Below are 14,315 nucleotides of genomic sequence, written 5' to 3'. Positions count from 1 at the left end.
GGTAGGAGCGCCGTCCCGGCGCGAGCTTCCCCCGGGACGGCGAAACGTTCAGCGCGCGCCCATGTGCGCGGCGGGCCGTCCCAGCAGGTAGCCCTGGCCGAAGTTGCAGCCCAGTTCCAGCAAGGCGCCGCGCTGCTCCTCGGTCTCGATGCCTTCGGCGATGGTGTCGATGCCCAGGGTGCTGGCCAACGCGAGGATGGCGCGGACCAGGCCGGGACTCTCGGGCCGGGTTTCGTCGCCGATGCCGGCCACGAAGCTGCGATCGATTTTCAGTACCGAGATCGGAAAACGGTGCAGGTACGACAGCGCCGAGAAACCGGTGCCGAAGTCGTCGAGCTGCGCCAGGATGCCGTGCTCGCGCAGCGTGCTGAGGATGCGCAGGGTGCGCGGCGCGTCGTCGAGCAGCGCCACCTCCGTGATTTCCACCCGCAACCGCGCCGGATCCGCGCCCTGGGCCTCGAACAACGCCAGCAGGCGGTCGGCGAAGTCCGGCGAGCGGAAATGCCGTGGCGACACATTGACCGACACGTAGCCCTCGCCGCCGCGCGCAATCTGGTTCACCACCTGTTCGTAGATCAGCCAGTCGACCTGTTCGATCAGTCCGCTGTCCTCGCCCAGGCTGATGAACTCGGCCGGCGCCAGCAAGCCGCGCCGCTCGTGCTGCCAGCGCAGCAGCGCCTCGTAGCCGACCACCTCGCCGTCATCCAGCCGCAGGATCGGCTGGTAGTACGGCACGAAATCGCGGTTGTTGATCGCGCGCCGCAGGTCCGCCTGCAGATCCAGGCTGTGCATCGCCGCCTCGCGCATGGCCTCGTCGAACATCGCGCAGCGATCACGCCCCTGCTCCTTGGCCCGGTACATCGCCGCGTCGGCGTCGCGCAGCAGTTCCTCGCCATTGCGGTAGCGCGGGTGCCAGACCGCGATGCCCAGGCTTGCCGAGGGATACAGCTCGCGCCCGGCCACCCACATCGGCCGGCTCAGCACGGCCAGCAGCCGCTGCGCCAGCTCGCGGATGTTTTCCTCGCCGTCGGCGTATTCCATCAGGATGGCGAACTCGTCGCCGCCCAGGCGCGAGACCACGTCGCTGCCGCGCACGGTCATGGTGATGCGGCGCGCCACCTCGATCAGCAATTCGTCGCCGGCCGCGTGGCCGATGCTGTCGTTGACCAACTTGAAACGATCCAGATCCAGGAACAGCACCGCGAACGCCTGGCCGTCGCCATGCCGGGCACGCTCGATGGCCGCGGACAGCCGGTCCAGCAGATGCGGGCGATTGGGCAGTCCGGTCAGCGCGTCGTGGGTGGCCTGGTAGGTCAGGCGCTGTTCGGCGCGCAGGCGTTCGTTGATCTGGGCGCGCAGCTGGGTGTTGGCGTCGGCCAGCTCGCGGGTACGTTCCTCCACCCGCCGTTCCAGCTCGGCGTGCGCGGCGCGCAGGTTCTCCTGTGCCCGCTGCCGGCCCAGGCCGTTGCCGATGTTGTGGGCGACGAAGTTCAGCAGGCTCTGGTCGTGCTGGGTGAACTTCACCTCCGGCGAGTAACTCTGCACCACCACCACGCCCTGCACGTCGTCGCCCTGGAACAGCGGCACGCCCAACCAACTGTGTGCCGGCGGCCCGTGCTGGACGACCTTGCCCTCCCCGCTGAGCTGGCCGATGACTACGCGATCGGCCAATAGCGGCTTCCCGGTCTCGATGACGTACTCGGTCAGGCCGTTGCCGATCCGGCGCGAGCGCCGCAGCGGGTCGCGCTCGTCGATCGAGTACGGGAAGGTCAGGGTCTGCCTGTCCTCGCTGAGCAGCGCGATGTAGAAATTGCGTGCGTCGATCAGCTCGTCCACCACCGCGTGCACGTCGGCGTAGAAGCGCTCCAGGCTTTCGGAAGTGATGGCGAGGTCGGCGATCCGGAACAGCGCGCTCTGCAGTTTCTCCGCGCGCTTGCGCTCGATGATTTCGGCTTGCAACTCGCGGTTGGCGCGCTGCAGTTCGTGGGTGCGCGCTTCCACCCGGTGTTCCAGGTCCGCGTGCGCATGCTTGCGATCCAGTGCGGTGAGGATGTGCTGGGCCACGTAGCCCAGCAGCGCGCGATCCTCGTCGGCGTAGCTGGCCGGAGTGTCGTAGCTCTGCACCACGATGGCGCCGCACACGCGATCGTCGCGGCGCATCGGCACGCCCAGCCAGTCCAGGCTGTCCGGGCCATGGCTGGGATCGCGGATGACCCCCAGTTTCTGCCGGATCACCGCCGAAGGTCCGCGCAACGGCTGGCCGTGGCGCAGCAGCGCGAAGGTCATGCTGTTGGCCATTTCCTCTTCGGTGAACTCGCGCTCCGGCTCGGCGACGTAGGCGTCCTTCTGATCGGCGAAATACAGGAAGCGGATGGTCCGGCGCTGGTCGTCGTAGGAAACGATGTAGCAGTTCTCCGCGTACATCAGCGAATTCACCACCGCGTGGATGCGGCGGAGCATCTCGCTCATCTCCAGCCCGGTGCCGGCCAGATCGGCGATTTCGTACAGCGCCTGCTGCAGGCGCTTGGATTTTTCCAGCGAAACGATCCGGGCATGCGCGCGCGCCGTGTCCAGGGTCGCGCCGATCATCGCCTTGGCCAGCCGGCACCAGGAGTCACGCCTCGCCTCGGGCACCGGTTGCGGCAATGCCACCGCCAACGCCATCCGCGCGTTGCCGTCCGCGTTTTCCCAGGCCAGCAGCCAGCCATCCTCCGGGTCGACCGGCGAACCCTCGCCCAGCGCGTGTTCGGCGCGCCGGCGCAGGCCAGCGGAGGCTTCGGCCGTGGCGACGCCGCCCGCGCCCAGCGCCCAGTCGCGCCAGCTGATCGCCAGTTCGGCGCCTGGCGGCAGGCCTTCCAGCAGCACGCCCAGGATCCGTTCGGGTGCCACCGCCTCTCCTTCGCCGGGCAAGGTGCCGACACGCTCGTTCTGGCTGGGCACCCCGGTTCCGGACAGCATTGGCTTCAAATGAAAGTTCCCCGTGCCGAGCATAACGCCAATGCGGTCCGTGAACGGCAACCCGCGCCACAAACTCCGTGCGAACCCCGCAATGGCCGTCCATCCGTTTTCACGGACATGCATTTCGTTCCGGTCCCCGCCCTGCTTTTCGATGCGCCCCGCCCTGCGCCGGATGCGTTTTCGTTCAGCAACCTGACGCTCGGCCGCTTCCCGGAAAAGCGCGAAGCCCTTACGCTGATCGCAGTGAACGACGCCGCCGAACCCGCCGATGAAGCATTGATGCTGGCCTATGCCGCCGGCGATGCATCGGCTTTCGAGCGGCTCTACGCCCGCCACCGGGGACCGCTGTACCGGTTCCTGCTGCGCAATCTGCGCGACGGCGCGTTGGCGGACGAGTTTTTCCAGGATGTGTGGCAGCGGGTCATCAGCGCGCGCCAGGGCTGGAAACCGGAGGCGGCCTTCACCACCTGGCTGTTCCGGATCGCCCACAATCGCCTGAACGACCATTGGCGGGCCGCCCGCCATCGCCCGCCGGCCCCCGAGGACGCGGACGAGCGCACCGCGCGGGTGCCGGATCCGGACACGCCCGAGCGGCAGCTCTCCGAGTTCGAGCAGCGGCGGCGGCTGCAGATGGCGTTGTCCGAACTTCCCGAGGACCAGCGCCAGGTGGTGCAGTTGCGACTGGAACAGGAACTGAGCCTGGAGGAAATCGGCGACATCACCGGCGTGGGTCGGGAAACCGTCAAATCGCGGCTGCGCTACGCGATGGACAAGTTGCGCGCGAGACTGAACGAATGAACCGCCGTCCCCCCGAACCGTTGAATGCCGAAGAACGCCAGCTGGCCGATCAGCTGGCGCGGCTGGGGCCGCACGGCGAGCCCTCGCCCGCCCTCGATGCCCGCATCCTGGCGGCCGCGCACGACGCGGTGGTGGCCCGTCCGGCCGCGCGGCGCAAACCGCGCTGGCCCGTGGCGATGGGCCTGGCCGCCAGCGCCCTGCTCGCGGTGGGCATCGCCTGGCAGCTTCGGCCGGTCGACGAAATCCCCTCGGCGGAGCAGACCGCGCTGCCCGAGGCTCGCCTCGTGATCGCCGACGAACCCCAGGCGGCGGACGCCGCGGCCGCCGCGCCGGCAGACGACCCGCCCGCATCCGCCCGGCAAGCCGCCCCGCCGGCACCGGCCTCGGTCGCGCAGCCACCCACGGTGGCCAAGCCGATGGCCATGCCCCGTCGCGCCCCGGCCGAACGCGTGGCCACGCGTGAAGCCACCCCGCCCGCCAGACGGCAGGCTCCCGCTCCGCAAGCCGCGGCCGAGCCGGCATCCGCACCCACCGTCGAATACGGCCGCCCGCTGGCCGCGCCGCCCGCGCCCCCTCCGCCTGTCGCCGCGACAGCCCGCGCCGATGCCACCGCCCTGGACAGCGTCGCCATGCCACCCGCGTCCGTGCAGGCCTATGGAAATGCCAGCAGCGCCGACCGCCCGGGCTTCGTCGCCGATCCGGAAACCACCGCGGCGATTGCCGCCAGTCGCGAAAAGGCGCGCGCCGAACAGGCCCGCGATGCCGCCGACGCGGCCGAGGCCGCCCGTGGCGGCGCGGAGGCGCGCGTGCGGCGCGGACTCGTCGCGCCCAAGCCCGCCACCCAGCCCGCGCCGCCCCCACCCGCGATCACCACCTCGGCCCCGGTCGCGCCGGCCCCCGCCAGCGCCACCCGCAACGCGCTCAAGCGCACCGACCTGCAGTTGCCGGTCATCGAAGACACCAAGCTGCCGCCGGAAGACTGGCTGGAACGCATCCGCCTGCGCCGGGACCTGGGCGATCGCGCCAGCGCGACCGACAGCCTGATGCGCTTCAAGCAGAACCATCCCTTCCAGAAGGTTCCCGACGATCTGAAGGAACTGCTGGGCGAATGAGCCACACCCTGGCCGCCCAGGCCTCGCACCTGCTGGAGGTCAAGCACAGCCGGTTCCTGGTCGCCGCCGCGCCGGTGACCAGCCCGGAGGATGCGTTGGCGTTCCTGGCCGACGTCGCCGACCCCGCCGCCACCCACAACTGCTGGGCCTACCGGATCGGCGCCGAGTACCGCTCCAGCGACGACGGCGAACCCGCCGGCACCGCGGGACGCCCCATCCTGGCCGCGATCGACGGCCAGGGCTACGACCAGTTGATGGTGGTGGTGACCCGTTGGTACGGCGGCATCAAGCTGGGCGCCGGTGGCCTGGTCCGCGCGTACGGTGGCGCGGCCGCCGAATGCCTGCGGCTGGCCGAACGCAGGCCGCTGATCGTGATGCGGACGCTGGAACTGGCCGCGCCGTTCGAGGACCTGGGGGCCGTGCATGCCGCCCTGGCCGGATTCGGCGCGGAGAAACTGGACGAATCCTTCGACGAACACGGTGCCCGCCTGCGCCTGCGCCTGCCGGCCGAACAGGGGGACGCCTTGAAAATCCACCTGCGCGACGCCACCCGTAACCGGGTGCGCTGGTCCGGGCCGGAGCCGGATGCCTGATCGGGATGCCTGATCCGGAAGACACCGGTCACGGGCGAATCCAATCCGGAAGAATTGTGGAAGCGGCCCGGCGCCGGACCGCTTCCACAGCGTTTCCTATGGAACCTTCATGAGTGCTGCCCAAGCGCCGGCCGACGCCGGCACCGACGATGCCCGCGCGGCCCGCCCCAAGGCCAAGCTGGGCAGCCTGCGCGCGTTGTGGCCCTTCATCCGCCAGCACGCCGGCCTGTTCACCGCCTGGCTGGTCGCCCTCGCGGTCGCTTCGGCGGCCACCCTGAGCCTGCCGACCGCCTTCAGGCAGATGATCGACCAGGGCTTCGGCGCCGGCGGTGCCGGCATCAACCAGGCCTTCGGCGCGATGTTCGTGGTGGTGGTGGTGCTGGCACTGGCCAGCGCGGCACGCTTCTATTTCGTCTCGCTGCTGGGCGAGAAGGTGGTGGCGGATCTGCGCCAGCGCCTGTATGCGCACCTGATCGGCCTGGATGCGGAATTCCATGATCGCACCCGCAGCGGCGAACTGCTCTCGCGCCTGTCCGCCGACAGCGAACTGCTGCGCAGCGTGGTCGCCAGCAGCATGTCGGTGGCCCTGCGCAGCAGCGTGACCGTGATCGGCAGCCTGGTGATGCTGTTCGTCACCAGCCCGCGCCTGGCCGGATTCGCGCTGCTGGGCATCCCGCTGGCGGTGCTGCCGATCGTGCTGGGCTCGCGCCGGCTGGGCAAAGCCTCGCGCGCCAGCCAGGACCGGGTGGCCGATGCCAACACGCTGGCCAGCGAAACCCTGGGCGCGGTGCGCACCGTGCAGTCGCACGCGCGTGAAAGCTACGAACGCGGCCGCTTCGACGCCGCGCTGTCGGTGGCGGTGGACACTTCGCGCCGGCGCATCCGCGCCCAGGCCTGGGTGACCGCGGCGGCCATCACCCTGATCTTCGGCACCATCGTGCTGGTCTTGTGGATGGGCGCGCACGACGTGGCCGAGGGCGCGATGACCGCCGGCACGCTGGCCCAGTTCGTCCTCTACGCCCTGATCGGCGGTGGTTCGGTCGGCGCGCTGGCGGAAGTCTGGAACGAGCTGCAGCGCGCGGCCGGCGGCATGGGCCGCATCGCCGAACTGTTCGAGGAAACGCCGCGCATCGCCGCGCCCGCGCGGCCGCGTGCGCTGCCCGAGCCGCTGCATGGCGAGATCCGTTTCGAGCAGGTGGTGTTCCACTACCCGTCGCGCCCGGACCTGCCCGCGCTCGATGGCTTCGACCTGACGGTGAAGCCCGGCGAGACGGTCGCGCTGGTCGGTCCGTCGGGCGCCGGCAAGAGCACCGTGTTCTCCATGCTGCTGCGCTTCCATGACGTGCAGTCCGGCGCGATCCGCGTGGACGGCGTCGATGTGCGCGAGCTGGATCCGACCGGCCTGCGCGAACGGATCGCGCTGGTTCCCCAGCAACCGACCATCTTCGCCGCCAGCGCGGCCGACAACATCCGCTACGGTCGACTCGACGCCAGCGACGAGCAGGTACGCGCCGCCGCCGAGGCGGCCGAGGCCGACGATTTCCTGCGCGAGCTTCCCGACGGCTTCGACAGCCAATTGGGCGAACGCGGCGCGCGCCTGTCCGGCGGCCAGCAGCAGCGCATCGCGATTGCGCGCGCATTGCTGAAGGACGCGCCTATCCTGTTGCTGGACGAGGCCACCAGCGCGCTCGACGCGCAGAGCGAACGCGCCGTGCAGCATGCGCTGGAACGACTCATGCAGGGCCGCACCACCCTGGTCATCGCCCATCGCCTGGCCACCGTGCTCAAGGCCGATCGCATCGTGGTGATGGATCGCGGCCGCATCGTCGCGCAAGGCACGCACGAGGAACTGCTGGCACAGGATGGCCTGTACGCGGAACTGGCGCGCCTGCAGTTCCTCGACTGAGGATGCCATCGGTCTGCGCCCCGGTTAACATCCCGGTTCCACCGGATTCCATTGCGAAGGACCTGCCATGACCGACTGCAGCTGCGAACATCCCCTCAACGATTCCCAGTACATGGAACGGGGCGGACAGCACCTCAAGAGTTGCCCGCGCTGTTCCAGCCAGGCGGGTCGGCATGTCTTCCATCCGGTCGGCCACTTCGGCATGCGCACGATGGCCGATGGCCAGGAAATCGTGCAGTCCTGGTGTCCGGCCTGCCGCTCCAACTCCACCCCGGAAAAGCCCGTCTACGCGTGCCGTTGATCACGCACGGCAGTCGAACGGCGTCGGACATGTCCACTCCCGGGCACAGGCGGCGATGAACCTGGCCCTGTTCGATTTCGACGGCACCCTCACGGTCCGCGAAATGATGCCGGACTTCATGCGCGCCGCGGTTCCGCCGGTGCGCTTGGCCGTGGGCCAGGTGGTGCTGGCACCGATGGTGCTCGGTTATCGCGCCGGCTGGGTGTCGGGCCACCGGGTGCGCGCGACCATCGTGGATTTCGGTTTCCGCCGGGTCGCCGAAAGCCGCCTGCGCGACGCCGGCAAGGCGTTTGCCGATCAGGTATTGCCCGGCGTGCTGCGCGCGGACGCAATGGAACGCCTGCACTGGCACCGCGATCGCGGCGACACCGTGGTGGTGGTGTCCGGCGGCCTGGAGGTCTACCTGTCGCACTGGTGCCAGGCACAGGGACTGGAACTGCTCTGTTCGCAGTTGGAAAGCCGCGACGGCCGGATGACCGGGCGCTATCGCGGCGCGCAGTGCGTGGGCGAGGAAAAGGCGCGTCGCATCCGCGAACGCTACGACCTGTCACGCTACGAGCGCATCCACGCCTACGGCGACACCCACGAGGATCACGCCATGCTCGGCCTGGCGCACGAGGCGTGGTACCGCGGCCAGCCCTGGCGTCGCGACTGACGGTATCCGGAAAGGGCTCGGCGGCCCCGTTGCAACGCTTTTGTTCGACTGAACCGGTGACGGATCACGCCGCTTCCGGCGCGGGCTCCGGCTCCGGCAACACCAGCGGCACCTTGATGCGGGCGCGGCTCGGGAACGCATGCCGCAGGATCCGCCAGGCCACCTGGCCGAACTGGCGTGGCAGCGAGCCGGTGTTGTAGTGCTGGCCATAACGCGCGCAGATTTCGCGCACTTCCACCGCCATTTCCGCGTAGCGGTTGGCCGGGATATCGGGGTAGAAATGGTGTTCGATCTGGTGGCTCAGGTTGCCCGACATCACGTTCATCCACCGGCCGCCGCCAATGTTGGAGGAACCGCGCAGCTGGCGCAGGTACCAGTGGCCACGCGATTCGTTTTTGATGCATTCCTTCGGGAAGGTCTCGGCATCGGCGGTGAAATGTCCACAGAAGATGATCACGTAGGTCCATACGTTGCGCATGCCGTTGGCAACCAGGTTGCCCAGCAGCACCGGCAGGAAGAACGGGCCCGCCAGGGCCGGGAACACCAGGTAGTCCTTGATCAACTGGCGCGACATCTTGCGCAGCACCGGACGCGCCTTGCGTCGCAGCTGCGCGCCGGTCATCTTGCCGTGCCACCAGCGGCCCAGCTTGAGATCCTGGATGGCCACGCCCCACTGGAAATACAGCGCGAAGACGATCGCGACGAGCGGCTGCACCAGGTAGAACGGCTTCCACTTCTGCTCGGGAAAGATCCGCAGCAGGCCGTAACCGATGTCGTCGTCCAGGCCGCGGATGTTGGTGTAGGTGTGATGGCGGAAGTTGTGCGTATGCCGCCAGTTCTCGCTGGTGGCGACGATGTCCCACTCGTAGGTCCGGCCGTTGATCTGCGGGTCGCCCATCCAGTCGTACTGGCCGTGGATGACGTTGTGGCCCAGTTCCATGTTCTCCAGGATCTTGGCCCCGCCCAGCAGCAGCGCGCCGAGGATCCAGGTGGGCCAGAACAACCACGCCCAGGCCTGTCCCGCCACCAGCAGGCCGCCCAGCAGGGCGGAAGCGAACAGCAGCGTGCGCGCGGCCACCTCGGTATAGCGGACCCCGGCGATGATGCGGCGGATGTAGCGTGCGTCGCGCTCGCCCACCGTGGCCACCGTGCGTGCGCGCAGCGCGTCCAGTTCTTCGCCGAAGCGATCCAGTTCGGTGGGGGTCAGGGCCCGGTTGCGTGCAGCGCTCATCAGAGATCCAGTTCCAGATCGGTCACGGCGCTGTTGATGCACAGCTTCAGCGCCTGGGTGGGTTCCTGCGCCAGCGCGCCGCTGGGCAGATGACGGGTGGCGCCGGTGGCCTTGCCGCAGGCGCAGGTGTTGCAGATGCCCATGCGGCAGCCGGATTCGGGTTTCAGCCCGGCCTCCTCCAGTGCCACCAGCAGCGATTGGCCGCGCGCCACCTGCAGGCGGCGGCCACTGCGGGTCAGATGGACTTCGACTTCGCCGCTGTCTTCGATGGCATTCGGCGGCGGGCTGAACGCCTCGGCCTGGAAGCCGGCGACGCGGCCTTCCAGCAACCGCCGCGCGGTCTCGACGAAACCGCCGGGACCGCAGGCCATCGCCCGCCGTCCGGCCAGCGCGGGAATCCGCGCGTCCAGCCAATCGCCATCAATGCGGCCGGCCTGCTCGTCGGCCTCCCGCGCGGCCTCGCCGGTCAGGCCGAGATGCACGCGGAAACGCGGATGGCGGATCGCCAATGCACGCAGCTCATCCAGGAAGCACAGCTCCTCGCGGGTGCGCGCCCAGTAAGCGAGATCCAGATCCACCGGCATGCCTTGGGCCGCCAGTTGCCGGGTCAGCGCCATCAGCGGGGTGATGCCGCTGCCGGCCGCGAGAAACAGCCAGCCGCCCTCGGGGTGCGCCGGCAGGCACAGCTCGCCGAACGCCGGACCCAGTTCGAACACTTCGCCCGCCCGGGCCTGGCCGTACAGATACTGGCTGACCCGCCCCGCCTCGATCGCCTTGACGGTGATCGCCAGCAGGCCGTCCGCGCGCGGCGGTTCGGTCAGGCTGTAGCTGCGGGTATGGCGGACGCCGCCGATGTCCACGCCCAGGTTGACGTGCTGTCCCGGCCGGAATCCGGCCCAGTGCCGGTTGGGCCTGAGCCAGAGTGTCACCGCGCCCTTCGCGGCGTCCTCGCGGGCCACCAGGCGCGCGCGCGGGCGGTCCCAGGTCCAGTTGCGGTTGAGCCTGCCGGCCCAGAAATCGAAGATATCGGGCGCGACCAGCGGGCTGATCAGCCGCCGCAGCGCACCCGATGGGCGGCGGGCGGCGGGAAGGACACGGGCGTTCATGGGGGCACTATACCGGTGTCAATACAGTCGTGTATACAACCGTATATTAATTCTTGCCGCTATGATGCCGGCCAGTCCCTTTCCATTCAGCCCCGTACGCTTCCATCCATGTCCACCTCCCTCCTCCCGCACGACGACCACGGCCCCGGCCGCAAGGCGACGATCTCCCGGGAGGACCTGCTGGCGGCGGCGCTGAAGCTGCTCGGACCGCACCGCAGCGTCTCCACCCTCAGCCTGCGCGAGGTCGCGCGCGAGGCCGGCATCGCCCCGAACAGCTTCTACCGGCAGTTCCGCGACATGGACGAACTGGCGGTGGCGTTGATCGACGTGGCCGGCAGTTCGCTGCGCAAGATCATCGGCGAGGCCCGCCAGCGCGCGGCCAGCAGTGATCGCAGCGTGGTGCGCAGTTCGGTGGAAGCCTTCATCGAACAGTTGCGCGCCGACGACAAGCTGCTGCACGTGCTGCTGCGCGAGGGCACGGTCGGTTCCGACGCCTTCAAGCAGGCGGTGGACCGTGAACTGGAATTCTTCGAGGAAGAACTGCGCATCGACCTGATCCGGCTGGCGATCCGCGACAACGCACCGCTGCACGAGCCGGCGCTCGTCTCCAAGGCCATCACCCGCCTGGTGTTCGCGATGGGCGCCACCGCGATGGATCTGCCGCCGGAGAAGGACCCGGAACTGATCGATCAGGTCTCGCAGATGGTGCGCATGATCATCACCGGCTCACGCGCCCTGGCCGCCGGCCGCTGACCCCGCCGCTCAGGGCGCGGCTCAGGGGACTATTCGGATCGGCGTGCCGACCGGCACCCGCTCGACGATGTGCTGGAACTGCGCGCACACGGCCCACGACACCCTTACCTCCCCGGCACGCCAGCTCACCCTGTCTGCGACTGGTCCGCCTTCGACTAGCAAAAGCTCGCGCCGGGGACGGCGCTCCTACCCCTTGTTCCCCACTTCGCGGTAGGAGCGGCCTCCGGCCGCGAGCTCTTCGTTTTGCCGAACCATCCGCCAAAAAAGCCCGCGCCGGGACGGCGCTCCTACCCCCTTGCCCCTCATCACACGGTAGGAGCGGCCTCCGGCCGCGCGCTCTTCCGCTTTGCCGAACCACCCGCCAAAAGCTCGCGCCGGGGACGGCGCTCCTACCCCTTGTTCCCCACCTCGCGGTAGGAGCGGCCTCCGGCCGCGCGCTCCTCCGCTTTGCCGCGGCATCCACCAAGCCCCCGCTCTCAGACCGGCCAGCGGCACCACCAATGGGGATAGTCCCTGAAATCCTCCACCAGCCGTGCACGCATCGGGTTTTGCAGGCAATACGATATGGCCTGATGCAGGGCTTCCTCGGTCTGGAGAGCACTGTCGTGATAGCCCGCCTGCCAGAGCCGCCCCTGTCGGGAAAGCACGCGATTCAGGGCATGAGCCGTGTAGCCTTTGTAGCCGTGCATCAATCCGGCCAATGTTCCGGTTCGTAGCTGCACGACCATGTGGACGTGATCCGGCATCACCATGATTGCTCCGAGTTCAATTCTGTTGCGTGTCTCCAGCCATCGTGCCGCATCAATGACGAGCTTCGCCGCCTCTGATTTCCTAAGCCACGGTTGCCGCCGATGGCAGCAGATGGTCAGCAGGTAGTAGGACGAAGGAACGGAAGCTCGTCCATGTCGCAAGCGACAGGCAGCAGGTGACATGCGGATGATTCATATCCAGGAATGTCCGCCTCATTCAAACGACATTATTGGTAATTGGATATCGGACAACACCGCCTTCCCGTCTCGGAAGATTCCGGTAGGAGCGGCCTCCGGTCGCGAGCTCTTCCGCTTTGCCGAACCATCGCGCAAAAAGCTCGCGCCGGGGACGGCGCTCCTACCCCCCTTGCCCCTCACCACGCGGTAGGAGCGGCCTCCGGCCGCGAGCTCTTCCGCCTTGCCGAACCATCGCGCGAAAAGCTCGCGCCGGGGACGGCGCTCCTACCGGATGGTGATGAATTGGCGTCTACGCGGGTAGCGCGCGGGCCAGCAGCGTGTCGGCGGCGGCGATCCCGGGCTGGCTTCCGAAGGCCCATCCGTGCCCCTGGTCCACCAGCCGGCCGCCGATGAAGGCGCTGGCGGCGGGACTGCCGGCGCGCAACAACACGCTCGCCTGCAGGGCCACTGCCAGCCGTTCGGTCAGATTGCGCGCGCCAGCCTCGGCGGCATGCGGCAGATCCATCATCAACCTTGCCACGAAGCTGTCGAAAGCCGGCTCCCTGCCCGCCACGGATTCCAGTTCGGTCGCCAGCGCCGCGCGGGTGTCCGGCTCGCGCGCCAGCGCGCGCAGGACGTCCAGGCACTGGATGTTGCCGCTGCCTTCCCAGATGGAATTGAGCGGCGCCTGCCGGTACAGCCGCGGCAGGATGGATTCCTCCACGTAGCCCGCGCCCCCCAGGCACTCCTGCGCCTCGTTGACGAAGGCGGGCGTGCGCTTGCAGATCCAGTATTTGCCGATGGCGGTGGCAATGCGGGCGAAAGCCGCCTCGCCCGCATCGCGCGGCGCGCGGTCGACGGCGCGCGCCACCCGCAGCGCGAAAGCCGTGGCCGCCTCGGATTCGATCGCCAGATCCGCCAGCACGTTCGCCATCAGCGGATGGTCGACAAGCGCCTTGCCGAAGGTGCGACGGTGACGCGCATGGTGCAGCGCCTGCGCCAGCGCCATGCGCATTTCCGCCGCCGAGCCGAGCATGCAGTCGAGCCGGGTGAGCATCACCATCTCGATGATGGTCGCCACGCCGCGTCCTTCCTCGCCCACCCGCCAGGCCAATGCGTTGCGGAATTCCACTTCGCTGGAGGCGTTGGACCAGTCGCCCAGCTTGTCCTTCAACCGCATCAGCGCGAAGCCGTTGCGTTCGCCATCGGGCAGGCGACGCGGCATCAGCAAACAGGTCAGCCCGCCCGGTGCCTGCGCCAGCACCAGGAAGCCATCGCACATCGGCGCGGAGAAGAACCACTTGTGCCCGACCAGCCGGTAGCCCTCGCCGTGCGGCGTCGCGGTGGTGGTATTGGCGCGCACGTCCGAGCCACCCTGCTTCTCGGTCATGCCCATGCCCAGGGTGATGCCGGCCTTGTCGGCCAGCGGCAGATCGCGCGGGTCGTACAGCGGCGCGGCGGCCGCGTCCGCCCAGGCCGCCAGCGCCGGTTCGCGCCGCAGCACCGGCACCGCCGCATGGGTCATGGTCAACGGACAACTGGTGCCGGCGTCGGCCTGATGATGCAGGTGGCTCAGCGCGGCACGCGCCACATGCGCACCCGGTTGCGGGTCATGCCAGGACAGGCCGGCCACGCCATGCGTCTTGGCCGCCTCCATCAGCCGGTGATAGGCCGGATGGAATTCCACCGCGTCGATGCGATGACCGAAGCGATCATGCGTGCGCAGGCGCGGGCGATCGCGGTTGGCGTCGAAACCGATGCGGTACAGCTCGTCGCCCGCCAGCGCGCCATACGCGGCCAGCCGCGCCGCGAACGCCGCACCGCCTTCGCGGTCGACCGCCTCGCGCAGGGCGATGTCGTCGGCCCACAGATCGCGCGGCTCGAACGCGGGTGGCTGGTTCTCGACCCGATGGGTTTCGAAGGGCGGCAATCCGTTCATCGCGTGGACTCCATCACGGCATGCGTCTGGATTCTCC

Annotated in this window: 12 protein-coding genes; 7 read left to right on the top strand and 5 right to left on the bottom strand. The window is 69.0% G+C overall.

The genetic code is table 11. From position 1 onward, the window contains the following. Positions 1-48: 48 nt before the first annotated feature. Positions 49-2,889, bottom strand: coding sequence for a bifunctional diguanylate cyclase/phosphodiesterase (locus ACTJI2_RS01390; RefSeq protein ID WP_440840958.1), 2,841 nt, complete (start codon positions 2,887-2,889; stop codon positions 49-51). A 348-nt stretch (positions 2,890-3,237) separates the two neighbouring features. Between ACTJI2_RS01390 and ACTJI2_RS01385 the strand changes: the two genes are divergently transcribed. The 6 genes from ACTJI2_RS01385 (at position 3,238) to ACTJI2_RS01360 (ending at position 8,323) form a co-directional block, all read left to right on the top strand. Beyond that, positions 3,238-3,756, top strand: a complete 519-nt coding sequence (locus ACTJI2_RS01385) for an RNA polymerase sigma factor (RefSeq protein ID WP_235996748.1) — start codon at positions 3,238-3,240, stop codon at positions 3,754-3,756. Next, the gene (locus ACTJI2_RS01380) at positions 3,753-4,868 is read left to right on the top strand and encodes a hypothetical protein (RefSeq protein WP_440840832.1); all 1,116 of its coding nucleotides are present in this window, start codon (positions 3,753-3,755) and stop codon (positions 4,866-4,868) included. Before ACTJI2_RS01385 ends, ACTJI2_RS01380 begins: the two co-directional genes overlap by 4 nt. Further along, positions 4,865-5,461 carry an IMPACT family protein gene (locus ACTJI2_RS01375; RefSeq protein WP_183637455.1) on the top strand — a complete coding sequence of 199 codons (597 nt, stop codon included), beginning with the start codon at positions 4,865-4,867 and terminating at the stop codon, positions 5,459-5,461. Before ACTJI2_RS01380 ends, ACTJI2_RS01375 begins: the two co-directional genes overlap by 4 nt. 109 nt (positions 5,462-5,570) lie before the next feature. After that, a complete protein-coding gene (locus ACTJI2_RS01370; protein ID WP_440840831.1) occupies positions 5,571-7,367 on the top strand; it encodes an ABC transporter transmembrane domain-containing protein in 1,797 nt (598 codons plus the stop codon). Between the two features lie 67 nt (positions 7,368-7,434). After that, positions 7,435-7,668 (top strand): hypothetical protein, encoded by a 234-nt coding sequence (locus ACTJI2_RS01365; RefSeq protein WP_183637461.1) that lies wholly within the window; start codon positions 7,435-7,437, stop codon positions 7,666-7,668. 55 nt (positions 7,669-7,723) lie between these two features. Then, on the top strand, positions 7,724-8,323 hold the full coding sequence (locus ACTJI2_RS01360) for an HAD family hydrolase (RefSeq protein ID WP_440840829.1): 600 nt from the start codon (positions 7,724-7,726) through the stop codon (positions 8,321-8,323). 64 nt (positions 8,324-8,387) lie between these two features. Here the strand turns inward: ACTJI2_RS01360 and ACTJI2_RS01355 are convergent, their stop codons facing one another. Together ACTJI2_RS01355 and ACTJI2_RS01350 are read right to left on the bottom strand one after the other, a co-directional pair. Beyond that, on the bottom strand, positions 8,388-9,554 hold the full coding sequence (locus ACTJI2_RS01355; RefSeq protein ID WP_440840828.1) for a fatty acid desaturase family protein: 1,167 nt from the start codon (positions 9,552-9,554) through the stop codon (positions 8,388-8,390). Continuing rightward, positions 9,554-10,660: a ferredoxin reductase gene (locus ACTJI2_RS01350; RefSeq protein WP_440840827.1), complete on the bottom strand. Its 1,107-nt coding sequence runs from the start codon at positions 10,658-10,660 to the stop codon at positions 9,554-9,556. The genes ACTJI2_RS01355 and ACTJI2_RS01350 overlap by 1 nt, the downstream gene beginning before the upstream one ends. Positions 10,661-10,768: 108 nt before the next feature. Here ACTJI2_RS01350 and fabR point away from each other — a divergent pair, with 108 nt between their 5' ends. Continuing rightward, positions 10,769-11,413, top strand: coding sequence for an HTH-type transcriptional repressor FabR (gene fabR / locus ACTJI2_RS01345; protein WP_183637473.1), 645 nt, complete (start codon positions 10,769-10,771; stop codon positions 11,411-11,413). A gap of 476 nt (positions 11,414-11,889) precedes the next feature. Here fabR and ACTJI2_RS01340 read toward each other — a convergent pair whose 3' ends face one another. Together ACTJI2_RS01340 and ACTJI2_RS01335 are read right to left on the bottom strand one after the other, a co-directional pair. Next, a complete protein-coding gene (locus tag ACTJI2_RS01340; RefSeq protein ID WP_440840825.1) occupies positions 11,890-12,345 on the bottom strand; it encodes an REP-associated tyrosine transposase in 456 nt (151 codons plus the stop codon). 304 nt (positions 12,346-12,649) lie between these two features. Then, on the bottom strand, positions 12,650-14,278 hold the full coding sequence (locus ACTJI2_RS01335) for an acyl-CoA dehydrogenase family protein (protein ID WP_440840824.1): 1,629 nt from the start codon (positions 14,276-14,278) through the stop codon (positions 12,650-12,652). Between the last annotated feature and the right edge of the window lie 37 nt (positions 14,279-14,315).

Source organism: Pseudoxanthomonas sp. 22568 (assembly GCF_052044485.1).
Classification (GTDB): Bacteria; Pseudomonadota; Gammaproteobacteria; order Xanthomonadales; family Xanthomonadaceae; genus Pseudoxanthomonas_A; species Pseudoxanthomonas_A beigongshangi.
Note: the sequence above shows the minus strand (reverse complement) of the source record. Positions and strands in the feature narration are given on the sequence as shown.

Excerpts from the sequence above, each read along its gene's own strand:
- ACTJI2_RS01385 (WP_235996748.1), top strand. The coding sequence starts at position 3,238 with ATGCTGGCCTATGCCGCCGGCGATGCATCGGCTTTCGAGCGGCTCTAC.
- ACTJI2_RS01380 (WP_440840832.1), top strand. The coding sequence starts at position 3,753 with ATGAACCGCCGTCCCCCCGAACCGTTGAATGCCGAAGAACGCCAGCTG.
- ACTJI2_RS01375 (WP_183637455.1), top strand. The coding sequence starts at position 4,865 with ATGAGCCACACCCTGGCCGCCCAGGCCTCGCACCTGCTGGAGGTCAAG.
- ACTJI2_RS01370 (WP_440840831.1), top strand. The coding sequence starts at position 5,571 with ATGAGTGCTGCCCAAGCGCCGGCCGACGCCGGCACCGACGATGCCCGC.
- ACTJI2_RS01365 (WP_183637461.1), top strand. The coding sequence starts at position 7,435 with ATGACCGACTGCAGCTGCGAACATCCCCTCAACGATTCCCAGTACATG.
- ACTJI2_RS01360 (WP_440840829.1), top strand. The coding sequence starts at position 7,724 with ATGAACCTGGCCCTGTTCGATTTCGACGGCACCCTCACGGTCCGCGAA.
- ACTJI2_RS01355 (WP_440840828.1), bottom strand. The coding sequence starts at position 9,554 with ATGAGCGCTGCACGCAACCGGGCCCTGACCCCCACCGAACTGGATCGC.
- ACTJI2_RS01350 (WP_440840827.1), bottom strand. The coding sequence starts at position 10,660 with ATGAACGCCCGTGTCCTTCCCGCCGCCCGCCGCCCATCGGGTGCGCTG.
- fabR (WP_183637473.1), top strand. The coding sequence starts at position 10,769 with ATGTCCACCTCCCTCCTCCCGCACGACGACCACGGCCCCGGCCGCAAG.
- ACTJI2_RS01340 (WP_440840825.1), bottom strand. The coding sequence starts at position 12,345 with ATGTCACCTGCTGCCTGTCGCTTGCGACATGGACGAGCTTCCGTTCCT.
- ACTJI2_RS01335 (WP_440840824.1), bottom strand. The coding sequence starts at position 14,278 with ATGAACGGATTGCCGCCCTTCGAAACCCATCGGGTCGAGAACCAGCCA.